This window comes from Lichenibacterium ramalinae, assembly GCF_004137085.1.
Taxonomy (GTDB): domain Bacteria; phylum Pseudomonadota; class Alphaproteobacteria; order Rhizobiales; family Beijerinckiaceae; genus Lichenihabitans; species Lichenihabitans ramalinae.
Genome location: NZ_QYBC01000008.1, coordinates 23,737 through 46,670 on the forward strand (window position 1 = coordinate 23,737; position 22,934 = coordinate 46,670).

The following is a 22,934-nucleotide window of genomic DNA, read 5'->3' on the forward strand; positions in this document are numbered from 1 at the left end:
GGCGGCTTCGCGGCGCGCCTTCGCGCACTCGCGCGCGAATAGATTTCACTGGACGAAGGGCAGGCTCCATGCAGGGCGAGGTTGCGGCGACGGAGCAGGTGTTCTCGGCGCAGAGGCGCGCCATGGTGGATGGCCAGATCCGGACCTTCGACGTCACGGATGCGCGCGTCGTCCGGGCCTTCGACATCACCCAGCGCGAGCTCTTCGTGCCCGATGAGCTGCGCGCCTTCTGCTATTCCGACGCCATGCTGACGCTGAAGTCCCCGGCGACCGGCAGGGCGGTGCGGACCGTCATGCAGCCCATGCATCTCGCCCGCATGCTGCAGGGCGTCGATCCGGCGCCCGACGCCCATGTGCTCGTCGTGGCGGGCGGCACCGGCTACGAGGCCGCCCTGCTGCTGGAACTCGCCGGCAGCGTCGTCACGCTCGAATCCGACCCCGGCCTCACGGCCGCGGCCGCCGACAGCGTCGTCAAGGCCTCGAACGGGCGGGCAACCGCCGTCACGGGCCCACTCGCCGAAGGCTATGCGGCCCGCGGGCCCTACGACGCCATCCTGGTGCTCGGCGGTGTCGAGACCGGTCTCGACACCCTGTTCGGTCAGCTCAAGCCCGGCGGGTGCCTGGCGGCCATCGAGAGCGCGACGGTCCCCAACGGCCGCCGGATCGGCCGCGTGATGTTGTATCGGGAGACGGGCGGCGAGGTCAGCGGGCGCCCGCTCTTCGACGCCACCGTGCCGGTGCTGCAGGAGTTCAAGGCAGAGGCAGCTTTCGTCTTCTGACGGCGAATCGACGTCGGCCGAATCGCGGCCGAATGCCGTCGATGACGTTACGGAAACCCCTGCCGCGAGCTGCGGCAGGGGTTTTTGCGTCGTTAGGGCGGTCGGACCGTCGCCCTGTGTCGCATTTTTGCGCCAGATGAGCGAATTGAGGGGAGTGGGGGGAGCATGTCGCCCCACGGGCTGGCGCGACGGAGTATGATCCGGCCTCGGGTGCATCCGGCCATGGCCGCGATGGACCTGCAGCGTAGCGCGGCGCTCTCCTCATCGGGGCAGCGTCCCCGGCGTCGAGGTCTAAAGATGAGTCGTTCCAGCGCCACCAGCAGCGCCGCCGAGTCCCGCGGGCCGAACCGGCACCGGATTCGGCCTGCTCTGGCAGCTGTGGGTTTCGTGGGCCTGTCCGTCGTATCGGTCGTCTCGCCCACCGGCGCCGGTGCCGAGACGCTGAGCGACGCGCTCGCCAAAGCCTATTTCAACAACCCCAACCTCAACGCCCAGCGCTCGAATACGCGCGCGGCGGACGAGAACATCCCCATCGCCAATTCGGGCTACATGCCCCACGTCACCGCCTCCGGCGATGTCGGCGCCCAGTACCAGGACTACAGCAGCCCGGTCGGGGTTTCCTCGGGCGTGAGCTCGACCGGACTCGGCACGTCGACCGGCACCGGCACGGGCATCGGCACGACCGGGGTCGGTACCAGCACGACCGGAGTCGGCACCAGCACGACCGGCGTCGGCACCAGCACCACCGGCATCGGCACGACCGGTCTCGCCAGCGCGGTCTCGACGTCGTCGACCAGCACCGCAGTGTCGGGGTCGAGCGCCAGCAGGATCTCGGACCTATCCGGAACCGTGATCCCGCGCGGCGCCGGCATCACCGTCACGCAGACGCTGTTCGACGGCCTGCGCACCACCAACAACATCCGGTCCGCCGAATCCAATGTGTTCGGAAGCCGGGAAACGCTGCGCAACGTGGAACAGAGCGTGCTGCAGAGCGGCGCCCAGTCCTACATGGACGTGCTGCGCGATACCGCCATCCTCGACCTGCGCAACTCCAACATCAAGGTGCTGGAGGAACAGCTCCGCCAGACGCAGGACAGGTTCAAGGTCGGCGAGGTGACCCGCACCGACGTCGCCCAGGCCGAGGCCAGCGTCGCCGGCTCGAGGGCCGACTATTTCGCCGCCCAGTCGCAGCTCCAGAACTCCATCGCGAGCTTCCGCCAGGTCATCGGTGAGCAGCCGACCCGGCTCGAGCCTGCGCGCCCGCTCGACCGCGGCATCCCGCCCTCGCTCGAGAACGCCATCGCGGTGTCGCAGATCGAGCACCCCTCCATCCAGGCCGCGCTCCATTCCGTCGACGTCGCCGGCCTGCAGGTCAAGATCGCCGAGGGCGCGCTCTATCCCACGCTGAGCCTCAACGGCTCGGCCCAGCAGCGCTACGACGTCAGCAACGTCGGCAACACCAGCGTTTTCGCGGCCTCCATCGTGGGCTCGCTGTCGGTGCCGATCTACGAGGGCGGCGCCTCCTACGCGACCATCCGCCAAGCCAAGGAGCAGCTCGGAACGGCCGAATTCCAGGTCGACGTTTCGCGCGACAACGTCCGGGCCGCCGTGATCTCGTCCTGGGGCCTGCTGGTGTCCTCCAAGGCAGCCGTGCAGGCCGACCAGGCCCAGGTCAATGCCGCCGAGATCGCCCTCAACGGCACGCGCGAGGAGGCCCGGGTCGGCCAGCGCACGACGCTCGACGTCTTGAACGCGCAGCAGACCCTGCTGAACGCCCGCGTGCAGCTCGTGGGGGCGCAGCGTGACCGCGTCGTGGCCACCTACGCCATCCTGGCCTCCTGCGGGCGGCTGTCGGCCTCGGGCCTCAACCTGCGGCTCCAGCCCTACAACCCGACGGTCCATTTCGACCAGGTCAAGGATAAGTGGTTCGGCCTGCGCACCCCCGACGGCCGCTGACACCATCGAACGAGACGCGGTTTGTCCACGGAACTTCGGGCGAGGCGGCTTGTTTGCGATCCGTCTCCGACGTATCCGTTAAAGACAGGTTTACGCCGCTTCGGCCGGCGATAGCGACCTGAGTCGAGACCCCGTATCGCGTAAGAAGGTCCACAGGCCATGAGTGCTGCCAGCACCTTTTCCCCCGAATCGACCGAGGGCCGACCCGCCGAGCCGTCGATGGAAGACATCCTGGCCTCGATCCGTCGCATCATCGCCGACGACCAGAGCCACGGCGGCAAGGCCGCGACGGCCGGCAACGCCGCCCGCCGGGCGGCGCCGGACGCGGACCGCGCCGGGGCGTCGCGGGCTCGCTCGCCCTACGACGACGTGCTGGATCTCGCCCGCCTCGTGCCGTCGGCCGACCGCGCCGGCGCCCCGGAGCAGCCGCACGAGCCGCCCGCCGACGAAACTCAAAGCGATCTGCCAGCGCTGCAACAGGCGGCGGATGACGTCGATTACCGGCAGGTGGAGGACGGCGAGGGCGGCCGCGCCATGGCCAGCCTGCGGGACCGGATGCCCGAACCGTCGCCGCGCGAGGCGGCGCAGGATGAGGACGACCACATGCTCGATCACCCGGTCCCGGCCCTCGGCGATGAATCCGAAGGGGATCTCCTGTCGGCTCCGCTCGGCGCCTCCGTGATGTCGGCCTTCGAGACCCTCGCCGCGACGGTGGTGCTGCAGAACACCCCCATGCTGGAGCGGGTGATGCGCGACCTGTTGCGCCCCATGCTCAAGACATGGCTGGACGACAATCTCCCGGGCCTGGTCGAGCGCCTGGTGCGGGGCGAGATCGAGCGCGTCGCCCGAGGCACGCACCGAAGCTGACCGTCGGCGGGCCGGGAAGGCGGGGCCTGACCCGTCTCGCCGGCCAGGCCTCGTTCGACACGACACAGCCTCCGCGGTCCCCGCGGAGGCTGTGTCGTGTCGGGCTCCGCCCCCTCGGCGGCCTGGGTGCCAGCTTTCCCGGCCGCCGCGGCGCCTCCACTGCAGTGTGGCACCGTCGGTCGCCAGCATCGCTGCCGGCAATGTTGAGTCCACATTCATCACATCGCGATGTTCTTTGAGCGTTGCCTGGAGACATCGGTCTCCGTTGTGATCGTGGCTTTCCGGCAACAATGCAGGATGATCCCAACTCGGCCCGAATGGTGTGGTTCGCACGCCGCTATTCAGCCATAAACCGACCGCTACTCTCCCGCATCGTGACACGGTCGCCGCAGCCAGGCGACATGAACGGGAGATGACTGGCCAGCTGGCCGGCGTCTCAAGGCAGCGGGGGTCGGAACAGCGGCGCGACGGGCGCGCCGCTCCGGCCGGGCGAGGGGACCGGGCAGATGAGGGCATTCCGCACGCTATGCCGACGCGCCCGGGCCGACCGTCGTCCCGCGCTTTCGCGTCCCTGTCCCGCAAGCCGCCGCGGTTGAGTCCCCCATCCATGCCGATGTTTCGTCGCGTCGCCTTCCTGCTCCTCGCCGGCCTCGCCATGGGCTGTGCCGTTCCTGCCTTCGCCTTCGACGGATCGGACGGCCCCCCGCAGGGCGAGTCGCCCCTGGCCCTGTTCAAGAACCCGTCCCAGGCCTTCCGCCAGGGCATGGACGGCTATCGTTCGGGCAACTTCAAGACATCCGTCGAAGCCTTCGAATATGCCGCCGCCAACGGCAACCCGCTCGCCCGCTGGAAGCTCGGCCGCATGTATGCGGTGGGGGATGGCGTGCCGCAGGACGACGACAAGGCCTATCGCTACTTTTCCCAGATCATCAACAACTACGACGAGGACGACGGCGACCGGCGCGACCTGTCCGTCGTGTCGAACGCCTTCGTGGCGGTCGGCGTCTACAGCCTCAGCGGCCTGCCCAAGACGGGCGTGAAGCCCGATCCGGAGCGCGCGCTGGAGATGTTCCAGTATGCGGCGCTGAACTTCGGCAATGCCGATGCCCAGTACAACCTGGCGCGCCTCTACCTCGACGGGGCCGACGGCGTCGTCGGCAAGGACTCGCGGCAGGCCGTGCGTTGGCTGGCGCTGGCGGCCGACAAGGGCCACCTGCAGGCCCAGGCGCTGCTGGGCCACATGCTGTTCAACGGCTTCGAAGGCATGCCGCCGCAGCGGGCGCGGGGCCTGATGTGGCTGACCATGGCGCGCGACGCGGCCGTGAGCAGCAAGGACCCCAAGGACGCCTGGATCGGCGACCTCTACGCCAAGGCCGCCGCCGCGGCTTCCGACAGCGACCGCCAGGTGGCGTCCCTGTATCTCGACGAGCACCACAAGCGGAACTGACCCGAGGTCCGGCTCGGCCTGTCGGGCGCCGCCCCGCCGCCGGGCCGGCCCGCGGGCCGGAGCCTCAAAACCCGCGGATCCGCCTCTGCGCCGCCGCCACGATGTCCTCGGCCCGCTCCCGGGACCGCGCGACGGATCGGCCGTCCTCCACCCTCGGCCGGCCGTCCTGGTCCGCGGGCGGGCGCCGCTGGGCGCGGCTCGCCGCCTGCGTCATGGCGCCGACGAGGCGCAGCGCGGTGCGCCGCGGCAGCCCCTCGACCAGTGCCGTCAGGTTGCGGACCGCCATCACCGAATGGCCGATCGCCGGGCCGCTCAGGATGAAGACGCGCGCCGCCAGTTCCGGCGAGGCGCCGATGGCGGCCAGGGCCACGGCCAGGGGCTCGCCCCGGGGGTCGTCGATCAGCCGCCAGGCATCCTCCACCCTGACGTTGAGCGCCACCGCCAGGGCCGTGTCGAAGCCGTCCCGGTCCGGCGCCATGATGGCCCGCTCGACCCGCTCCAGCGCCACCACGTCCTCGGCCGTCTGCGGCCGCCGGCGTTCGTCCGGGGCGAGATCCTCCCGCCGTGCCGCCAGGAGGATGGCGGCGCGGCGCGCGCTGTCGGCCAGGAGGAAGAGCGGCGCCTGGGAGGCCGGCGGCAGGCCGTCGCGCTCGAGCAGTGCCCGCCCCAGGGCCTCGTCGTCGCGCGCACGGCGCACCAGATAGGCGAAGGTCCCGGCCGCGAGCGGCGCCGCGGCGTTCTGGGCCAGGGCCCGCAGAACCTCCGGCTCCGGCCGGCCGGCGAGGCTTTCGACGGTCTCGGGGCGGAGGTCGGGCCGGCCCGCCACCGCCACCGCCATGGCGGTGGTGCCCCAGTCGGCGGCCTGCGTCAGCGCCCCGGTGCCGACTTCGGCCCGGGCGAGCACCGGCACGGCGATGTCGCCGCCTTCGGCGAGGAAGCGCTTCAGGAGCCGGGTCGGCGTGGCGGGGTGGCCCGCCAGGGTTTCGGCCACCGAGCGGCGCACCTCCCCGTCGGCATCGTCCAGCAGGCGGCCGATCATGTCGTCGAACTGCAGCAGGTCGCCGGGGGCGTGATGGCTGCGTCGCACGAACATGTCCACCAGCACGCGCAGCAGCACCGGGCGGATGTCGACATCCGGCGTGCGGCCGAGACGGACGAGGCGCTCCAAGGATCCGCGCAGATCGTCGTCGTGGTCCATAACCGGAACCCCTGAATGGATTATTGCTGGCGACTCCCGTTTTACGGTCGGATCGTTGATGCGGTGTTAACCTTCGTCGAGCTTTATCGTCCTCGTAGGCCGGGGCGTGACCCCACGCGCAGCGCAGGAGCTGGAGCGAATTCGCCGGAGGCGAAACTGCTCTCGTGACCGCATCGCTCTCGTCGAGGACAGCCGCATGCAGAACATCCTGAGCCTTCCCGCCGACCGCAGACGGCCGCAGCGCGTGCTCGGCGTGCCGCGCAACGGCGCCCGCATCCTGTTCTTCACGGGCGTGCGGTACTGCCGCGACGAGCCCGCCGAAAACTTCGAGCCGTCCGCCGCCTACCGCGTGCCCCCGACCGCGACCTCAGACCGGGCGTTCGACACTGCAGCGCATTGAGGCGAGCCCTCGCTCGGCCTCGGCATAGCTGCCGAGCCGCGGCAGGATGTCGAATAGGATGAAACCACGCGCCTCCGGCGCCACCACCCTCACCTCGCGCGTTTGGCCCTCCGCGGTGTCGCGGGCCTGGGCAGCCTCCCGCTGGCTCGCCGTGAGCAGCACGAAATCCAGCCGGCCGTCGTTCTCGGCCCGGTCGTCGAGCCCGTAGAAGGCGATGCCCGACCGGCTGTGCAGAGACAGGGCGACGAAGCCCCGCCCATCCACCGCCGCCGACACGCGCAACGGACCCCGGTCGAGGTCGTAGCGGCAGACCGCCGTGGCGACCGAAGGGTCGCGCCCCGGCAGGGGATCGCCCGGCAGGCCGGCGCGGGGCAGCACCCGCAGGCCGTCGCCGGCCGCGAAGACCGCCAGGCGCGCATAGGCGTCCTCCGGGGCGACGCGCGGCAGCAGAAGCAGCGACGCGATGTGGACGACGCCCGCCACCATCACGATGGCGACGAGGATGAGGGCGGCCACGAGGCTCCTGTGGCTCATCGCGTGGTCCCCCCGTCCGCATTCGCCGCCCCGCCCGTGCAGGACAGGCGGGCGATGGCGGGAAGCGCCGCGGCGGCGGCTTCCCCGTTGTGGCCGGCCAGCGGCGTGCCGTAGAGCCGGAGCGTCAGGGTGAGCGGCCCGTCTCCCGTCAAGGGCAGCCAGTTGCCGGGCCGGGCAGAGGGCGCCACCACCACCGCCACGCCCCCGGCCATGTCGCGCAGGACATCGTTCGACGTGAAGGCGGCGCGCTCGGCCGGGTTCGCCAGGGTCGACCCATCCGGGTCCGTGGCGGTCAGCGTCCACACCCGCGCCGGTGGAAACGCGCCGGAAACGCGGTAGCTGCAGGTCCGCAGCAGGCGATAGCCCGTGTCGTCCGTGGTGGCCACGAAGGCCAGGCCCTCGCCCGCGACGAGCGGGACGGCGCCGCTCCGCGCCAGTTCGGCCCGCGCATAGGGGTCGATCGCCGCCGTCCCGACCTGGGGCCGCGCCGTCCAGGCCCCGACCGTGACGGCGCCGGGGTCCCAGCCGCGTGCCAGAACCAGCGCCGTGGCGCAGAGACCCAGGGCCAGCCCCACCGCCATGATGGCCAGCACCCCGGCGCCCGGCAGGCCGCCGGCCGTGGCGGCACGGCCGTCCGGAGCGGCCGCGGACGGGTCCTCGACAGGCCGCCGCGACGCGGACGCGACGGGGCCGGGCCGAAGCGCGGCGCTGCGCCGCGCGTCTGCGGCGCCGGACTCGTGGTTCAGGGCCGACGTCATCGCGTCATGGCATCCGGGTGGCGGCGGCCGTGCCCGGGGCGGCGTTGCCGGCCGCGAAGGCGTCGTCACCGGCCAGCCTCGGCCGGTCGGCGTCCGCCACCAGGGCCGCGATGGCGCCGACGACGGCGGCAGAGCGCGGCGACAGGGTCGAACGGTTGTTGCCGGCCGGCTGCGTCCCGCCGGCGAGCGGGGCCGCCGCGACCGTGGCGGACTGGCCGGCGGGGCCGAGGCCGAACGGGAGTCGGGCTTCCACGTTCTGCTGGGCGAACTGCATGACGTCGTGCCAGGTCGCGGCGGGCAGCGTGCCGCCCGTCACCTTCTCCATCGGGGCGTAGTCGTCGTTGCCGTACCACACGGCCGCGACGTAATTGCCGGTGAAGCCGCAGAACCAGGCGTCCCGGTAATTGTTGGTCGTGCCGGTCTTGCCGACCGCGACGGCGTCGTCGAGGCGCGCCGCGCGGCCGGTCCCGTCCGTGACGACGCGGGCCAGCATGGTGTTCAGCGTGGCGACGTCGGCGGCCGGCGCCACCTGCCGGGGCTGCGGCCCGTCCCGGTCGTGCCGGTAGACGAGGTCGCCGTGGCCGTCCCGGATGTCGACGGCCGCATAGGGCTGGACGCGCTTGCCGCCGTTGGCGAAGGCCGAATAGGCCGTGGCCATGTCGATGACGGTGACGACGTCGGCGCCGACCGGCAGCGACACCGTGTCGTCGAGCGGCGTGGTGAGGCCGAGGCTGTGGGCGAGGTCGATGATCTTGGCGCGACCCGCCTTGGGGGAACCGTTGCCGATGGCGATCGACAGCTTCACCGCCACGGTGTTGAGCGAATGGGCCAGGGCGGCCCAGAGGGGCAGGGTGCCCATCTGCTCGCCCTCGTAGTTGCGCACGCACCAGGTGCCGATGCACACGGGCGAATCCGTCACCATGGTGGTGGGCTTGAACCTGCCGGTCTCGATCGCCGCGAGATAGACGAAGGGCTTGAACGATGAGCCGGGCTGGCGCTGCGCCACGGTGGCGCGGTTGAACTGGCTGGCGCCGTAGTCGCGCCCGCCCACGATGGCCCGCACGGCGCCGTCGGGTTCCATCAGCACCATGGCGCTCTGCTTGGCGTGGTAGCTCGGGCCCTTCTCGCGCAGCTGGTCCTCGATGACGCTCTCGCTGCGGGCCTGGATGGCGCTGTCGAGCGCCGTCCGCACCGTCAGGACCCGGCTCGAGCCGAGCTTGCCGGCCTCGGCGAGCCGGCGCACCTCGTCATAGGCATAGTCGAGGTACCAGTCGGGCGCGACCTCGCGGGTGCGGTCCACCGGGGTCGCGGGGTTGCGGCGGGCGGGGTAGACCTGTCCCTCCGTCATGTAGCCGGCGTCGACGAGGTTCGACAGCACGTCGCCGGCACGGGCCCGGGCCGCCGGCAGGTTGATGTGGGGGGCGTATTTCGTCGGGGCCTTGAACAGGCCCGCCAGCATGGCGGCCTCGGCCAGCGACACGTCGCGCACCGACTTGCCGAAGTAGAACTCCGAGGCCGCCTGGATGCCGAACGTGCCGCCGCCCATGTAGACCCGGTCGAGGTAGGTCTGCAGGATCTCGTGCTTGCTCATGTGGTGCTCGAGCCAGAGCGCCAGATAGGCCTCGATGATCTTGCGCCCGATGGTGCGCTCGTTCGACAGGAACAGGTTCTTGGCGAGCTGCTGGGTCAGCGACGACCCGCCCTGCACCACGCCCGACGCATTGGCGTTGACCGTCACGGCCCGCAGGGTGCCGATGACGTCGATGCCGAAATGGTCGAAGAAGCGCCGGTCTTCCGTGGCCAGGACGGAATGGATGAGGTAGGGCGGCATCTGGTCGATCGGCACGCTGTCGTCGTGCAGGATGCCGCGGCGCCCCACGTCGGCGCCGGTGCGGTCGAGGAAGGTGACGGCGAGGTCCTGCTTCTTCAGCCAGTCCTCGGAAGTGAGGTGGAAGGCCGGGATCGCCAGGGCCAAGGCCACGATGGCGCCGCCGAGCCCCAGCGTCAGCCCTTCGCAGCAGAGCTCGACGGCCCAGCGGCGCAGGCCGGCGACGCCGAAACGTTCCATGAAGACGGCGTAATCGCCGTAGGCCCGCAGCACGCCGCGGCGGCCCCGGAAGACGGAGCTGTCGAACCAGGCGTCCAGCGCCAGCATGGCGCGCCGCACCCGCGCCCCGAACCCGTCGCCTCGCTCCACGCCCCGCTCCTGCCTCGATCGACGGTCCGCATCCGTCCCGACCCGGAGCGCTTCCGCCTCCGGCGGACCCGCTCCGGCTTGCTGTCGAGAGCAGTTCTGCCGGATCGGAGTCGCCAAGGCGTTTCCAACCGGGCCGATGCTGCTCCGGAGAACCGGGCCGCGACGGACCATACCCCCGTTCTGACCAGATTCGGTGCATGACGTCGTCGCCCGTGAGCCGAACGGGCCGGATGCCGCGCCCATCCGCCCCGACCGGTCCCGGGCCGGCACCCTTGACGGCGCCGGTGTCGAAGCGCAACTCCGGACGGGAAAGGTCGGATCCGGCGACCTGTGCCGACCCCTCCGTCCCGACCCGAGCGCGATGACCGATCCTTTCTGGCGTAGACCCCTGTCGTCCTTAACCCAGGCTGAATGGGAGAGCCTCTGTGACGGTTGCGGCCGTTGCTGCCTCGTCAAGCTCGAGGACGAGGATACCGCGCAGGTGCTCTACACCGACGTGGCCTGCACGCTCTACGATGCCGGCGCCTGCCGGTGCGGTAACTACCCGGAGCGGCAGTCCCGCGTGCCCGATTGCGTGAAGTTGACGCCCGAAGCCGTGGCCGAGATCACCTGGCTGCCGCCGACCTGCGCCTATCGCCTGGTCGCCGACGGACAGGACCTGCCGTGGTGGCACCACCTCGTGTCCGGCAGCCGCGACACCGTGCACGAGGCTGGGGTCGGGGTGCGGGGCCGCATCGCGGCGTCCGAGGACGACGTCGCCGTCGAGGATCTTCCCGATCACATCGTGTCCTGGCCGGACCGCTGGCCCAGGCGCGCCAAGCGCCCGCGCTGAAGCGCGCCAAGCGCCCGCGCTGACGCGCGCCGCAGTCCGGCGTCACGGTTCCCCGGCCGCCGACGCGATCCAGGCCGCGTAGGGAGCGAGCCAGAGCGCCTGGGTGAGGCTGCCGCACCGGCGGCTGCCGGTCCCGGCCGACCACAGGGTCAGGGCCGCGACGGCGCCCGACCGGTCGAGAAGGGGGCCGCCGGAATCGCCCGTGCAGGCTCCGGCGCCCCGGCCGGCGGGATCGACGGCCCAGGCCAGGACGGCGGACAAGGGGGCCCGCAGGGCGACGTCGGCCTCGCGCAGCCGTCCCGAGGTCGCGGCCTCGCCCTCCCGCGCCAGCCCGAAGCCGGCGACGCCGAACGCGTCACCGACGCCGTGCGCGGCCTCGGGGGCCAGAACCGCGGGCCGGAACCGCGCCGGCAACGGCTCCGCCGTCACCACGACGGCGAGGTCGATGGAGCGCTCGCGCTTGGCGATGGCTTCGGCGCGGTAGCCCGGATGCCGCCGCACCGCCGCGACCGGCAACAGGACCGGCGCGCCGCCGTCGTCCTTGAAGTGGACCCGCAGATCCGCCCCGGGCGGCACGCAATGGGCGGCGGTGAGGACGGCGCGCGGGCCGAGCACGATCCCGGTGCAGAAGCCCGCCGCGGCGCCCTGGCGCTGCAGAACCATGACGAGGCTCGCGGCGACCTCGGGCGAGGCGTCACGGGCGGGCCCGACCACGGCCGCGGCGGGCCCGGCGAGCGCCGGGAACGCCAGCGCGGCCCCGACCAGGGCCGAGCGCGGGCCGCATCGCCGCCGGGGCCGGGCACGGGCGGCGGCGGCGCGCGGTGTCCGGGCCATGGCGGCGCCGAGGCTCAGCCGGCGCTGCTGCTGCGGGCCGGGATGGCGGTCCGCACCGGGTTGTCGAGGCGGCGGTCGAGGTAGGTGCTGACCTCCTCGATCAGCTTGTCGACGCAGTTCTCGAAGAAGTGGTTGGCGTCCGGCACCACCGCATGCTCGATCAAGATGCCCTTCTGGGTCTTCAGCTTCTCGATCAGCGTCTGCACCTCCTTCAGCGGGGCGACGCGGTCCTTGTCGCCGTGGACGAAGAGGCCCGAGGAGGGGCAGGGCGCCAGGAAGGAGAAGTCGTAGAGGGTGGCGGGCGGCGCGATGGAGATGAAGCCCTCGATCTCCGGCCGCCTCATCAGCAGCTGCATGCCGATCCAGGCGCCGAAGGACAGGCCGGCGATCCAGCAGGCCCGGGCGTCGGGGCTCACGGTCTGGGCCCAGTCGAGCGCCGCCGCGGCATCCGACAGCTCGCCGGCGCCGTGGTCGAAGTGCCCCTGGCTGCGCCCGACGCCGCGGAAGTTGAAGCGCAGGACCGAGAACCCGCGCTCGGCGAAAGCGTAATAGAGATTGTAGACGATCTGGTTGTTCATCGTGCCGCCGAACTGCGGGTGCGGGTGCAGCACGATGGCGATCGGGGCGCCGCGCTTCTTGGCCGGGTGGAAGCGGCCTTCGAGGCGACCGGCGGGTCCGGCAAAGATGACTTCAGGCATGGGTTCTCCGAGCGTTCCGGGGTCGCGTGTCGCCCGGCCTTCGCCCCCGCCCAGGGACCGGCCGGCCCGGGCAGCGGGTGCCGGACGGCCGGACGGGCTCGCTTGACACCGGTTTGGAGAGGCCGTAACCCTGTTAGAATAATTCTAACAGCTTGACGGCCGCACGCTCACGGGATCGAGCGAAGGCTTGCCAGGGGGCAAGCGGCCTCTTAGCACGCCGACCCCTTGCGAAAGCAAGACTTTTGAGTGATGCACCCGTGACCGGCCAGCCCGCACGCCCCCGCGTCTACCTCGACCACAACGCCACGGCACCGCTGCGGCCGGAAGCCAGGGCGGCGGCCGGGGCGGCGATGGACCTGGCCTGCAACCCGTCTTCCGTCCATGCCGAGGGCCGGCGGGCCCGGGCCCTGGTCGAGGAGGCCCGCAGCCGCGTGGCGTCGCTCGTCGGGGCGGCGCCGGCCGGCGTGGTGTTCACCTCCGGCGCCACCGAAGCCGCGGCCTTCGCGCTGACCCCCGACCTCGGCGGTGACGGGCGGCGGGGTTTCGGACGCCTCCTCGTCTGCGCCACCGATCATGCCGCCGTGCTGCACGGGCACCGTTTCCAGCGCGATGCCGTGACGGTGCTGCCGGTGCTGCCCGACGGGCTGCTCGACCGCGACGCCTTGGGGGACGCGCTCGCCGCGGGCGGCCCCGCCCTCGTCGCCGTCCAGGCTGCCAACAACGAGACCGGCGTGATCCAGCCGGTGCGCGAGATCGCCGCCACGGTGCGGTCGGCGGGTGGCATGCTGGTTTGCGACGCCGTCCAGGCCGCGGGGCGGATCGACTGCCGCGACTTCGGGGCGGACGTGCTGCTGCTGTCCGGCCACAAGCTCGGCGGTCTCGCCGGGGCCGGCGCGGCCGTCGCGGCGACGCCGGACGTCGTCTGGGGCGCCGCCATGCTGCGCGGCGGCGGGCAGGAGCGTGGCCGGCGCGCCGGGACCGAGAACGTCGCCGCCATCGCGGCCTTCGGGGCCGCCGCGGCGGCCTCGGCCCCCGGCCCGGCGGTCGGCGCCTTGCGGGACCGGTTCGAGGCGGCGCTGCTCGCCCTCGCGCCCGATGCCGAGATCTTCGGCCGCGGGGCGCCGCGCCTGCCCAACACCAGCGCCTTCGCGGTGCCGGGCGTGGTGGCGGAGCGCTTGCTCATGGCGCTCGACCTCGACGGCGTCGCGGTCTCGTCGGGGTCCGCTTGCGCGTCCGGCAAGGTCGCAGGGTCGCACGTCCTTGACGCGATGAAAGTGAAAACCGATTTCACTTCAGGTGCGATCAGGGTAAGCTTCGGGTGGGATTCGGTCGCAGCCGACGTGGACCGCATCGTCCACGTGCTCGGCACGGCACTGCACCGCATGCGCAGGGGGCGGCTTCGGGCCGCCGCATGACGACATAGAGACAGAGGCCCGCGAGGGCGATTGAGACCAGGGGGACCGGGGCGCTCGCGCGGCCGGTCCGGGAGTGTTGAAATGGCGGCTGTCCAGGAAACCGTTGATCAGGTCAAGTCGATCGACGTCAGCGAGTACAAATACGGCTTCGTGTCGGATATCGAGTCCGAGAAGGCGCCGAAAGGCCTCAACGAGGACATCGTCCGCTTCATCTCGGCGAAGAAAAACGAGCCGGAGTGGCTGACGGAGTGGCGCCTCGAAGCCTTCCGCCGCTGGCAGACCATGGAGTCCCCGGACTGGTCGCGGGTGAAGCACCCGCCGATCGACTACCAGGACCTCCATTATTTCTCGGCCCCCAAGGGGACGTCCGGGCCGAAGTCGCTCGACGAGGTCGACCCTGAACTGCTGCGGACCTACGAGAAGCTCGGCATCCCGCTGCGCGAGCAGGAGATCCTGGCCGGCGTCGAGCCGTCGTCGCGCGTCGCCGTCGACGCGGTCTTCGACAGCGTCTCGGTCGCCACCACCTTCAAGGCCGAGCTCGCCAAGTCCGGCGTCATTTTCTGCCCCATCTCCGAGGCGGTGCATTCCCACCCCGAACTCGTGAAGAAGTACCTCGGCTCGGTCGTGCCGGTGACGGACAATTATTACGCGACGCTGAACTCGGCCGTCTTCTCGGACGGGTCCTTCGTCTACATCCCGCCGGGCGTGCGCTGCCCGATGGAGCTGTCGACCTACTTCCGCATCAACGACACCAAGACCGGGCAGTTCGAGCGCACGCTGATCATCGCCGACAAGGGCTCCTACGTCAGCTACCTCGAAGGCTGCACGGCGCCGATGCGGGACGAGAATCAGCTGCACGCCGCCGTCGTCGAACTCGTCGCCCTTGAGGACGCCGAGATCAAGTATTCCACGGTGCAGAACTGGTATCCGGGCGATGCCGAGGGCCGGGGCGGCATCTACAATTTCGTGACGAAGCGCGGCGACTGCCGCGAGGCGCGGGCCAAGATCTCCTGGACGCAGGTCGAGACGGGTTCGGCCATCACCTGGAAATATCCGTCCTGCATCCTGCGCGGCGACGATTCCCGCGGGGAGTTCTACTCGATCGCCATCTCCAACGGCATGCAGCAGGTCGACAGCGGCACCAAGATGGTCCACCTCGGCAAGAACACGACGAGCCGGATCATCTCGAAGGGAATCGCGGCCGGCCGGTCGGACAACACCTACCGGGGCCTCGTCTCGGCGCATCGCAAGGCCACCAACGCCCGCAACTTCACCAACTGCGATTCGCTGCTCATCGGCGAACTCTGCGGCGCCCATACGGTGCCGTACATCGAGGCCAAGACCGCGACGGCGGTGTTCGAGCACGAGGCCACGACGTCCAAGATCTCGGAAGATCAGCTGTTCTACTGCCGCCAGCGCGGCCTGTCGGGCGAGGAGGCGACCGCCCTCATCGTCAACGGCTTCGTGCGCGACGTGCTCCAGCAGCTGCCGATGGAATTCGCCGTCGAGGCCCAGAAGCTCATCGCCATCTCGCTCGAGGGCAGCGTGGGCTGAACCGAGCCCCGCCCCATCCCCGCCACGGCGGGGACGGGGCGACAGGCGCCGGCCTTCGGCCGCCGCCGATCCTTCAAGGCTCCGGGCCCGGCCCCGTCCCCCGCCCGCGCGGGGTGACGCCGGGACGGGCCGGCCGCCGATCCGACACACACAAGGTCTACGAACGATGCTCGAAGTCAGGAATCTCCACGTCGAGGTGGACGGTCAGAAGATCCTCCGCGGTCTCGACCTCACCGTCCGCCCCGGCGAAGTCGCCGCCATCATGGGCCCGAACGGCTCCGGCAAGTCCACGCTCTCCTACGTCATCGCGGGCCGCGAGGACTACGAGGTGACGGCTGGCGAAGTGCTGCTCGACGGCGAGAACGTGCTCGAGATGGACCCCGAGGTGCGGGCCGCCAAGGGGCTGTTCCTGGCTTTCCAGTATCCGGTCGAGATCCCCGGCGTCGCCACCATGACGTTCCTCAAGGCTTCGGTGAACGCCCAGCGCAAGGCGCGCGGCGAGGCCGAACTGTCGACGCCCGACTTCATGCGCCACGTCAAGCAGGGGGCCGAGAAGCTCGAGGTCAACCCCGACATGCTGAAGCGCCCGCTCAACGTCGGCTTCTCGGGCGGCGAGAAGAAGCGCATGGAGATCCTGCAGATGGCGCTGCTGGAGCCGCGCTACGGCCTGCTCGACGAGACCGATTCGGGCCTCGACATCGACGCGCTCCGCATCGTGTCGAACGGCGTCAACGCGTTGCGCGCCGCCAACCGCGGTTTCCTCGTCATCACGCACTACCAGCGCCTGCTCGACTACATCAAGCCGGACGTGGTCCACATCATGTCCAAGGGGCGCATCATCAAGAGCGGCGACGCCTCGCTGGCGCTCGAGCTCGAGAAGAACGGCTATCGCGACTACGTCGCCGACGCCGCCTGAGGTTCCCTCCATGGCCCCGATGATCCGCCGCGAACACGATGCCGAGCGCGCGCTCGGCGAGCAGTTCAGCGCCTTCCGCCCCGGCGACGCCTCGGCGTCTCGCCGCCAGGAAGCCTTCACGCTCTTCGCCGAGGCCGGCCTGCCGACCCGCCGCATCGAGAGCTGGCACTATACCGACCTGCGCGGACTCGTTCGGGAGGCTCTGCCGCCCGCGCCCGAGCCCGATGCCGAGACGGTCGCGCAAGCCCGTGAGCGCCTCCAGGCCCATGAGGTGCCGGGCGCGGCCCGCATCGTCGTGCTCGACGGCTCGTTCCGTCCCGAGCTTTCGGACCTGTCTGCGCTGCCTGCCGGCGTGACGGTGCGGTCCGTCCTGGACGCTCTCGCCACCGGCGACCTCGACGCCGACCTCGCCGCCGCCCAGAAGCTCGGCGCGCCCGAATCCATGCTGGCGCTCAACGCCGCCTTCCTGCAGGGCGGCGCCATGGTCGAGGTGGCCGAGGGCGCCAGGATCGACACGCCGGTCGAACTCGTGCTGCTGCTGTCCGGCCGCGCGCCGGCCGCCACCTACGACCGCAGCTTCGTGAAGCTCGGCCGGGGGGCGGCGCTGACCCTGGTCGAGCGCCATGCCGCGCTCGGCGGGGCCAAGTCGCTGACCGCGACCGTCGTGGTCGCCGCCATCGGCGACGGCGCCGCGCTGGAGCACCTCGTGCGAGTCGACGGCCTCGGCCCGCAGGCCCTGCACCTCGGCACGACTCTGGTGCGCATCGGCGCCGAGGCCAAGTTCGAATCGACCACGCTGGTGGCGACGGGCGGCGTCACGCGCCGGCAGTCCTACCTCGAGTTCGTCGGCGAGAACTCCACGTCGCACCTCTACGGCGTGTCGCTGCTCGACGGCCGCGCGCACGCCGACACGACGCTGATCGTCACCCACACGGCGGCGCATTGCGAGAGCCGCGAGCTGTTCAAGCACATCCTCGACGGCGAGGCGACGGGCATCTACCAGGGCCGCGTCGTGGTGGCGCCCGGCGCGCAGAAGACCGACGGCAAGATGCTCTCCAAGTGCATCTTCCTCGGCGAAGGCGCCAACATGTACAACAAGCCGGAGCTGGAGATCTTCGCCGACGACGTGGTCTGCGGCCACGGCGCGACGGTGGGGGCACTCGACGAGGACCAGCTCTTCTACCTGCGCGCCCGCGGCATCCCGCTGCGCGAAGCCCAGGCGCTGCTGCTCGAGGCCTTCGCGGCCGAAGCCGTCGACACGGTCTCGGTCGACGCCGTCAAGGACGAGATGGTGGCGCGCGTCGGGCAGTGGCTCCGCCAGCACGGAAGGTGATGTGATGCGCGATCAGCCCGCCGCCGCCTCGCCGGCCTACGACGTCGAGGCCCTGCGTCGGGACTTCCCGGCCCTGTCCCTGACGCCCTACGGCAAGCCGCTCGTCTACCTCGACAACGCGGCTTCGGCCCAGAAACCCCGGGCCGTGATCGATCGCATCACCACAGCCTACGAGACCGAATACGCCAACGTGCATCGCGGCCTGCACTATCTCGCCAACGCCGCCACCGAAGCCTTCGAAGGCGCGCGCGAGACGGTGCGGGCCTTCCTGAACGCCGGCTCGACCGACGAGATCGTCTTCACGCGGTCGGCGACCGAAGCCGTGAACCTCGTGGCCTCGTCCTTCGGCCTCGCCCACATCGGGGAGGGCGACGAGATCGTGCTCTCCATCATGGAGCACCATTCCAACATCGTGCCCTGGCATTTCCTGCGGGAGCGCAAGGGCGCGGTGCTGAAGTGGGTGGGGGTCGACGACGACGGCAACCTGTCGCTCGACGACTTCGAGGCGGCTCTGTCGCCCCGCACCAAGATCGTCGCCATGACCCACATGTCGAACATGCTGGGGACGATCACGCCCATCAAGGAGATGATCCGCATCGCCCACGCGCGCGGCATCCCGGTGCTGGTCGACGGTTCGCAGGGTGCCGTGCACCTCGACGTCGACGTCCGCGACCTCGACGCGGACTTCTACCTGTTCACCGGCCACAAGGTCTACGGGCCGACCGGCATCGGCGTGCTCTACGGCAAGAAGGACCTGCTCGCCGCCCTGCCGCCCTTCAACGGCGGCGGCGAGATGATCGACACGGTCACGACCGAGGGCATCACCTACAACACCCCGCCGCATCGCTTCGAGGCCGGCACGCCGCCGATCGTCCAGGCCATCGGGCTCGGCGCCGCGCTCGACTACATGCGGGACATCGGGCGCGACAAGATCCGCGCCCACGAGCGCGACCTCACGCTCTATGCCCACGAGCGGCTCGGCCGGGTGAACTCGCTGCGCATCTTCGGCAATGCCCGCGACAAGGGCGCCATCGTGTCGTTCACCATGCAGAACGCCCACGCCCACGACGTCGCGACCGTCATCGACCGCTACGGCGTGGCGGTGCGGGCCGGCACCCACTGCGCCATGCCGCTGCTGCAGCGTTTGGGCGTCACGGCGACGTGCCGCGCCTCCTTCGGGCTTTACAACACCCGCCAGGAGGTCGATGCCCTGGCGGACGCGCTGCTCCGCGCCGAAGCGCTCTTCGCTTGAACGGGACGACCATGTCAGAGACCGCCGCCACCGCGCCGAACCTGCCGGAGATCGACCCGGCCTCCGAGATCCCCCCGGCCGAGCTCGACCAGATCACCGAAGGCCTCGTGGCGGCGCTGAAGACCGTCTACGACCCCGAGATCCCGGTCGACATCTACGAGCTCGGCCTGATCTACAAGATCGAGATCGACGATTCGAAGTTCGTGTCGATCGACATGACCCTGACGGCGCCGGGCTGCCCGGTGGCGGGCGAAATGCCCGGCTGGGTCGAGACGGCGGCCGCGGGCGTGCCCGGCGTCGCCGGCGCCCGGGTCAGCATGGTGTTCGACCCGCCGTGGGACCAGAGCCGCATGTCCGACGAGGCCCGCGTCGCCCTCGATATGTGGTGAGGCTGTCGAGCATCGCCCGAAGCTGTCGAAAAGGCCGTCGGGTCGCCATCTGCCTCTATCGGTCGAGGCACGTTACGGGCCAGGCGGTAAGGCCGGACACGGCACATCGGAGATCGAGCATGAAACGACAATAAACCGTCCTCGCCGCTGCGACCGGCGTCGCCTGTCTCATCGGTTTTGGGGCGGCCTCGGCAGCGCCGAACGTTTCCGACCAGGACAAAGCCTTCGTGGCCAAGGTGTCCCAGGGCGGGATGTACGAGGTCGCGCTCGGGAAGCTCGCCGAAACGCAGGGCTCGGCGCAGGACATTAAGGATCAGGGCAACACCGAAGCCCACGATCACGAACTCGTCGGACAAGCCCTCAAGACCGCGGCGGACGGAGCGGGAATCGCGTTCTCGTCCGAACTCAATGCCGACTTCAAGGCGCGGCTGGCCAAGGCCAGCGCCTTGTCGGGGCTGCAGTTCGATCGGCACTATGTCGAGGACATGAAAGCCATCCACGTCGCTGACGGTGCCGCCTTCCTCGAGGAGGCCAAAGCCGGCACCGACACCGCCCTCAAGGCCTTCGCGGCGTCGACCTTCAACATCGTCCAGCGCCACATCGGGGAACTCGACGCGAGGACGACCGAGATCAAGTAGGTCGATCGCGGCGCGCGAGACCGGCGACCATCCCGGTCATCTCGCGGGGCGCAGGCGTGGCGGCGTCAGTTCCCTGACGGTGTCAGGCAGCGGCCGTCTCCTCGGCCGTCCCGGCCGCCAACCACCCTTCGAGATCCCGCTCCGCCCTGAGGCTCATGGCGCGCTTGTTGGCCTTGGCCTTCTCGGGCCCGCGCAGCTTCTTGCCCGTCTCCGACCGCGGCGCTTCGCCGAGCGGCGGGAACAGGCCGAAATTGACGTTCATGGGCTGGAACGAGGGCGGGCCGGCGTCGATTGTCGCGATGTGGCCGCCCGTGATGTGGTTGATGAGGGCGCCGATCGCGGTGGTGGCGGGCGGCAGGGCCGGCTCCTCGCCGCGGCGCTCGGCCGCCGCCATGCGGCCCGCCATGAGCCCCACGGCGGCACTCTCGACATAACCCTCGCAGCCCGTGATCTGGCCGGCGAAGCGCAGCCGGGGCATGGCCTTCAGGCGCAGGCGGCCGTCGAGCAGCTTCGGCGAATCGATGAAGGTGTTGCGGTGCAGCCCGCCGAGCCGGGCGAACTCCGCCCGCTCGAGCCCCGGGATGGTGCGGAACACCTCGACCTGGGCGCCATGCTTCAGCTTCGTCTGGAAGCCCACCATGTTGTAGAGCGTGCCGAGCGCATTGTCCTGGCGCAGCTGCACGATGCCGTAGGGCTTGACGGTGGGGTTGCGGGGATTGGTCAGCCCCACGGGTTTCATCGGCCCGTGCCGCAGCGTCTCGCGCCCGCGCTCCGCCATGACTTCGACCGGCAGGCAGCCGTTGAAATAGGGCGTGCCTTCCCAGGCCTTGAAGGAGATCGCCTCGCGGCTCAGCAAGGCGTCGACGAAAGCCTCGTACTGGTCGCGATCGAGCGGACAGTTGATGTAGTCGAGGCCGTTGCCGCCGGGGCCGACCTTGTCGTAGCGCGACTGATACCAGGCCTTGTCGAAGTCGATCGTCTCCTTGTGGACGATCGGCGCGATGGCGTCGAAGAAGGCGAGGTGCTGGGCGCCGCCGACGTCCGCGATGGCCTGCGCCAGCCCGGGCGAGGTCAGCGGGCCCGTCGCCACGATGACGCTGCTCCAATCCTCGGGTGGCAGGCCGTCCACGACCTCCCGCCGAACCGTGATCAGCGGCTCGTCGGCGATGGCCTGCGTCACGGCGGCCGAGAAGCCGTCGCGGTCGACCGCGAGGGCGCCGCCGGCCGGCACCTGGTGACGGTCGGCGCAGGCCATGATGAGCGAGCCGAGCCGCCGCATCTCGCGGTGGATGACGCCGACGGCATTGCCGAACGCGTCGTCCGAGCGGAACGAGTTGGAGCAGACGAGTTCGGCGAGGTCCTGCGTCTTGTGGGCCTCCGTCGCCCGCGTCGGGCGCATCTCGTGCAACACCACCGGGAGACCGGCGCGGGCGACCTGCCAAGCCGCTTCTGAGCCGGCGAGGCCGCCGCCGATGACGTGGATGGGTTCGGGACGGGCTGGGATGGACATGGCCCAGACCTAGGGGAGGCATGCGGCGCCCGCAAGGCACGGCGGGCATCGCCACCCGGAGTTCTCACGCGCCCAACGACGAAGCGCCCGCCGGAGAGATCTCTCGGCGGGCGCTTCGTCGTCTGCGGTCTCGAGACCGATCAGGCTTCGCTGTCGGTGCTCTGGCGCACCAGGGCCTGGATGTCGGCCCGGCCGATGCCGAGGTCGTCGAGTTCGCGGTCGGACAGGCGCGACAGTTCGCGCACCGAGTCGCGGTAGCGGCGCCAGGCGGCGATCTTGATGCTGAGGGTCTTGATCATGGGATGGCTCCGGTCTTGTTAGCCCCTTGGGTCCACCGATGCGGCCCGGGGCGGTAGCGACATGCCCACCCACACACACATGCGGGCATGATGGTCGTCGGGAGGCGGTCCGATGGACCGCCGCGTCGGGGATGCGCTGGCGGTCAGGCGGCCAGGGACGTCGGGGCGTGAGCGGCCCAGTTCGGCCCGATGAGGGCACCGTCCTCGGCGGTCGCCGGGGTCGTGATGAACGACTGCACGTCGTCCACCGAGGCGCCCGCGGCCACGAAGGGGATGTCGCCGCGGCCGATGCCGAGGTCGGCGAGCTCGCGGTTGGTCAGCTGGGACAGCTCGCGGATGGTTTCGCGCTCACGGCGCCAGGCGGCAAGGCGGGTGGTGAAGGTCTTGAACATGGGAAACTCCATTTCTTGTCGACCCCGGCCCGGCGATGGCGCCGCGGCGGAGCGAAGGTTAGGCGGACCCGCCCAAAGACAATGGCGGGATCCGGTGGCGGCCCGCCCCGTCCGGGGCGGGTCTGGAGGCCGCCTGCGGCGGCCCGTGTGGTGTCAGGCGGCCAGGGAGCGGCGGCCGTCGGCGCCCCACGCCGGGGCGAAGCCGTCGTCGTCGCGCTGCGCCGTCAGGGTGGCGGTCTCGCCTCGCACCGCGAGGGCGGCGCCCTCGGCGACGGCCCGGATGTCCGAGCGGGCGATGCCGAGGTCGGCCAGTTCGCGGTCCGACAGGCGGGACAGTTCGCGGACGGCCTCGCGCTCGCGGCGCCAGTTGGCGATGTAGTTCAGCATCGGAAGATCCTCGACCGCGGTCGGCGCGGGCCGTATGCCCCGCCTCGTCGGCCTTTGATGCAGTGCAATATACGCGAGTGCGGTCGCGCCACCAGCGCCGACTACAACCGTCTGACCTGCACGAAACGCATGGGTCTGTTCATCACTCGGTAGGACTTATGGCCGAATTGGCGCGAGAGGCGTCCGATTAAGCCGCGAATGCCACCTCTGTCACCCAACTGCCATGTGAATATTGCATGACGGAGTAGCGCATTGCCGTCTCTCCGTGCAGTTGTCGGGCCACGGCCGCCCCGTGCCCGGCAGGACGCCGCTTCGCTGTGCACAGGACGCTCGATGCACTGCACCATGC

Annotated in this window: 21 protein-coding genes and 2 pseudogenes; 13 read left to right on the forward strand and 10 right to left on the reverse strand. The window is 70.8% G+C overall.

Going from position 1 to position 22,934, the window contains the following annotated elements; translation table 11 throughout:
• The first annotated feature begins 68 nt into the window (after window positions 1-68).
• From D3272_RS10695 to D3272_RS10710, 4 genes are all read left to right on the forward strand, one after another.
• Window positions 69-779 carry a protein-L-isoaspartate O-methyltransferase family protein gene (locus D3272_RS10695; RefSeq protein ID WP_129219162.1) on the forward strand — a complete coding sequence of 237 codons (711 nt, stop codon included), beginning with the start codon at window positions 69-71 and terminating at the stop codon, window positions 777-779.
• A 297-nt stretch (window positions 780-1,076) separates the two neighbouring features.
• On the forward strand, window positions 1,077-2,735 hold the full coding sequence (locus D3272_RS10700; RefSeq protein WP_129219163.1) for a TolC family outer membrane protein: 1,659 nt from the start codon (window positions 1,077-1,079) through the stop codon (window positions 2,733-2,735).
• Between the two features lie 219 nt (window positions 2,736-2,954).
• Window positions 2,955-3,602 carry a PopZ family protein gene (locus D3272_RS28515; protein WP_487343527.1) on the forward strand — a complete coding sequence of 216 codons (648 nt, stop codon included), beginning with the start codon at window positions 2,955-2,957 and terminating at the stop codon, window positions 3,600-3,602.
• A 607-nt stretch (window positions 3,603-4,209) separates the two neighbouring features.
• Window positions 4,210-5,049: a tetratricopeptide repeat protein gene (locus D3272_RS10710; protein WP_129219165.1), complete on the forward strand. Its 840-nt coding sequence runs from the start codon at window positions 4,210-4,212 to the stop codon at window positions 5,047-5,049.
• 64 nt (window positions 5,050-5,113) lie between these two features.
• On the opposite strand, the gene D3272_RS10715 is transcribed toward D3272_RS10710, so the two are convergent.
• A complete protein-coding gene (locus D3272_RS10715; RefSeq protein WP_129219166.1) occupies window positions 5,114-6,247 on the reverse strand; it encodes a DUF2336 domain-containing protein in 1,134 nt (377 codons plus the stop codon).
• Window positions 6,248-6,443: 196 nt separating this feature from the next.
• On the opposite strand from D3272_RS10715, the gene D3272_RS10720 reads away from it, so the two are divergent.
• Window positions 6,444-6,647, forward strand: a complete 204-nt coding sequence (locus D3272_RS10720) for a hypothetical protein (RefSeq protein ID WP_129219167.1) — start codon at window positions 6,444-6,446, stop codon at window positions 6,645-6,647.
• Here the strand turns inward: D3272_RS10720 and D3272_RS10725 are convergent.
• The 3 genes from D3272_RS10725 to D3272_RS10735 are packed head-to-tail and all read right to left on the reverse strand — an operon-like array spanning window position 6,615 to window position 10,094.
• Entirely contained in the window at window positions 6,615-7,181 is a 567-nt protein-coding gene (locus D3272_RS10725; RefSeq protein WP_129219168.1) for a DUF1254 domain-containing protein, read from the reverse strand. The genes D3272_RS10720 and D3272_RS10725 overlap by 33 nt on opposite strands.
• Entirely contained in the window at window positions 7,178-7,939 is a 762-nt protein-coding gene (locus D3272_RS10730) for a DUF1214 domain-containing protein (protein ID WP_129219169.1), read from the reverse strand. The genes D3272_RS10725 and D3272_RS10730 overlap by 4 nt, the downstream gene beginning before the upstream one ends.
• A gap of 4 nt (window positions 7,940-7,943) precedes the next feature.
• Window positions 7,944-10,094 carry a transglycosylase domain-containing protein gene (locus tag D3272_RS10735; protein ID WP_129219343.1) on the reverse strand — a complete coding sequence of 717 codons (2,151 nt, stop codon included), beginning with the start codon at window positions 10,092-10,094 and terminating at the stop codon, window positions 7,944-7,946.
• A 370-nt stretch (window positions 10,095-10,464) separates the two neighbouring features.
• On the opposite strand from D3272_RS10735, the gene D3272_RS10740 reads away from it, so the two are divergent.
• Window positions 10,465-10,968: a YcgN family cysteine cluster protein gene (locus tag D3272_RS10740; protein ID WP_281010843.1), complete on the forward strand. Its 504-nt coding sequence runs from the start codon at window positions 10,465-10,467 to the stop codon at window positions 10,966-10,968.
• Window positions 10,969-11,010: 42 nt separating this feature from the next.
• Here D3272_RS10740 and D3272_RS10745 read toward each other — a convergent pair whose 3' ends face one another.
• Window positions 11,011-11,802: a S1 family peptidase gene (locus tag D3272_RS10745; RefSeq protein WP_129219171.1), complete on the reverse strand. Its 792-nt coding sequence runs from the start codon at window positions 11,800-11,802 to the stop codon at window positions 11,011-11,013.
• A gap of 14 nt (window positions 11,803-11,816) precedes the next feature.
• Entirely contained in the window at window positions 11,817-12,500 is a 684-nt protein-coding gene (locus tag D3272_RS10750) for an alpha/beta hydrolase (RefSeq protein ID WP_129219172.1), read from the reverse strand.
• 257 nt (window positions 12,501-12,757) lie between these two features.
• Between D3272_RS10750 and D3272_RS10755 the strand changes: the two genes are divergently transcribed.
• The 7 genes from D3272_RS10755 to D3272_RS10785 all read left to right on the forward strand — a co-directional run bounded on the left by D3272_RS10755 (window position 12,758) and on the right by D3272_RS10785 (window position 19,997).
• A complete protein-coding gene (locus D3272_RS10755; RefSeq protein ID WP_129219173.1) occupies window positions 12,758-13,915 on the forward strand; it encodes a cysteine desulfurase family protein in 1,158 nt (385 codons plus the stop codon).
• An 81-nt stretch (window positions 13,916-13,996) separates the two neighbouring features.
• Window positions 13,997-15,469 (forward strand): Fe-S cluster assembly protein SufB, encoded by a 1,473-nt coding sequence (sufB, locus tag D3272_RS10760; RefSeq protein ID WP_129219174.1) that lies wholly within the window; start codon window positions 13,997-13,999, stop codon window positions 15,467-15,469.
• Window positions 15,470-15,635: 166 nt separating this feature from the next.
• Window positions 15,636-16,385 (forward strand): Fe-S cluster assembly ATPase SufC, encoded by a 750-nt coding sequence (sufC, locus tag D3272_RS10765; RefSeq protein ID WP_129219175.1) that lies wholly within the window; start codon window positions 15,636-15,638, stop codon window positions 16,383-16,385.
• 10 nt (window positions 16,386-16,395) lie between these two features.
• Window positions 16,396-17,718, forward strand: a complete 1,323-nt coding sequence (gene sufD, locus D3272_RS10770; RefSeq protein WP_129219176.1) for a Fe-S cluster assembly protein SufD — start codon at window positions 16,396-16,398, stop codon at window positions 17,716-17,718.
• Window positions 17,719-17,722: 4 nt separating this feature from the next.
• Window positions 17,723-18,970, forward strand: coding sequence for a cysteine desulfurase (locus tag D3272_RS10775; RefSeq protein WP_129219177.1), 1,248 nt, complete (start codon window positions 17,723-17,725; stop codon window positions 18,968-18,970).
• A gap of 11 nt (window positions 18,971-18,981) precedes the next feature.
• Window positions 18,982-19,359 carry an SUF system Fe-S cluster assembly protein gene (locus D3272_RS10780; protein ID WP_129219178.1) on the forward strand — a complete coding sequence of 126 codons (378 nt, stop codon included), beginning with the start codon at window positions 18,982-18,984 and terminating at the stop codon, window positions 19,357-19,359.
• A gap of 170 nt (window positions 19,360-19,529) precedes the next feature.
• The gene (locus D3272_RS10785; RefSeq protein WP_281010844.1) at window positions 19,530-19,997 is read left to right on the forward strand and encodes a DUF4142 domain-containing protein; all 468 of its coding nucleotides are present in this window, start codon (window positions 19,530-19,532) and stop codon (window positions 19,995-19,997) included.
• Window positions 19,998-20,079: 82 nt separating this feature from the next.
• Here D3272_RS10785 and trmFO read toward each other — a convergent pair whose 3' ends face one another.
• The 4 genes and pseudogenes from trmFO to D3272_RS27905 form a co-directional block, all read right to left on the reverse strand.
• Window positions 20,080-21,507: a methylenetetrahydrofolate--tRNA-(uracil(54)-C(5))-methyltransferase (FADH(2)-oxidizing) TrmFO gene (gene trmFO / locus D3272_RS10790; RefSeq protein ID WP_129219179.1), complete on the reverse strand. Its 1,428-nt coding sequence runs from the start codon at window positions 21,505-21,507 to the stop codon at window positions 20,080-20,082.
• Window positions 21,508-21,647: 140 nt separating this feature from the next.
• Complete coding sequence (locus D3272_RS10795; RefSeq protein ID WP_129219180.1) at window positions 21,648-21,806, reverse strand: DUF1127 domain-containing protein; 159 nt, start codon at window positions 21,804-21,806, stop codon at window positions 21,648-21,650.
• Window positions 21,807-22,057: 251 nt separating this feature from the next.
• Window positions 22,058-22,198: pseudogene (locus tag D3272_RS27900) on the reverse strand (DUF1127 domain-containing protein); the annotation flags it as partial.
• A gap of 258 nt (window positions 22,199-22,456) precedes the next feature.
• A pseudogene (locus D3272_RS27905) lies at window positions 22,457-22,585 on the reverse strand (DUF1127 domain-containing protein); the annotation flags it as partial.
• Between the last annotated feature and the right edge of the window lie 349 nt (window positions 22,586-22,934).

Bases quoted from the DNA above. Each gene is read 5' to 3' on its own strand.
- D3272_RS10695 (WP_129219162.1), top strand. From the start codon at position 69: ATGCAGGGCGAGGTTGCGGCGACGGAGCAGGTGTTCTCGGCGCAGAGG.
- D3272_RS10700 (WP_129219163.1), top strand. From the start codon at position 1,077: ATGAGTCGTTCCAGCGCCACCAGCAGCGCCGCCGAGTCCCGCGGGCCG.
- D3272_RS28515 (WP_487343527.1), top strand. From the start codon at position 2,955: ATGGAAGACATCCTGGCCTCGATCCGTCGCATCATCGCCGACGACCAG.
- D3272_RS10710 (WP_129219165.1), top strand. From the start codon at position 4,210: ATGCCGATGTTTCGTCGCGTCGCCTTCCTGCTCCTCGCCGGCCTCGCC.
- D3272_RS10715 (WP_129219166.1), bottom strand. From the start codon at position 6,247: ATGGACCACGACGACGATCTGCGCGGATCCTTGGAGCGCCTCGTCCGT.
- D3272_RS10720 (WP_129219167.1), top strand. From the start codon at position 6,444: ATGCAGAACATCCTGAGCCTTCCCGCCGACCGCAGACGGCCGCAGCGC.
- D3272_RS10725 (WP_129219168.1), bottom strand. From the start codon at position 7,181: ATGAGCCACAGGAGCCTCGTGGCCGCCCTCATCCTCGTCGCCATCGTG.
- D3272_RS10730 (WP_129219169.1), bottom strand. From the start codon at position 7,939: ATGACGTCGGCCCTGAACCACGAGTCCGGCGCCGCAGACGCGCGGCGC.
- D3272_RS10735 (WP_129219343.1), bottom strand. From the start codon at position 10,094: ATGCTGGCGCTGGACGCCTGGTTCGACAGCTCCGTCTTCCGGGGCCGC.
- D3272_RS10745 (WP_129219171.1), bottom strand. From the start codon at position 11,802: ATGGCCCGGACACCGCGCGCCGCCGCCGCCCGTGCCCGGCCCCGGCGG.
- D3272_RS10750 (WP_129219172.1), bottom strand. From the start codon at position 12,500: ATGCCTGAAGTCATCTTTGCCGGACCCGCCGGTCGCCTCGAAGGCCGC.
- sufB (WP_129219174.1), top strand. From the start codon at position 13,997: ATGGCGGCTGTCCAGGAAACCGTTGATCAGGTCAAGTCGATCGACGTC.
- sufC (WP_129219175.1), top strand. From the start codon at position 15,636: ATGCTCGAAGTCAGGAATCTCCACGTCGAGGTGGACGGTCAGAAGATC.
- sufD (WP_129219176.1), top strand. From the start codon at position 16,396: ATGGCCCCGATGATCCGCCGCGAACACGATGCCGAGCGCGCGCTCGGC.
- D3272_RS10775 (WP_129219177.1), top strand. From the start codon at position 17,723: ATGCGCGATCAGCCCGCCGCCGCCTCGCCGGCCTACGACGTCGAGGCC.
- D3272_RS10780 (WP_129219178.1), top strand. From the start codon at position 18,982: ATGTCAGAGACCGCCGCCACCGCGCCGAACCTGCCGGAGATCGACCCG.
- trmFO (WP_129219179.1), bottom strand. From the start codon at position 21,507: ATGTCCATCCCAGCCCGTCCCGAACCCATCCACGTCATCGGCGGCGGC.
- D3272_RS10795 (WP_129219180.1), bottom strand. From the start codon at position 21,806: ATGATCAAGACCCTCAGCATCAAGATCGCCGCCTGGCGCCGCTACCGC.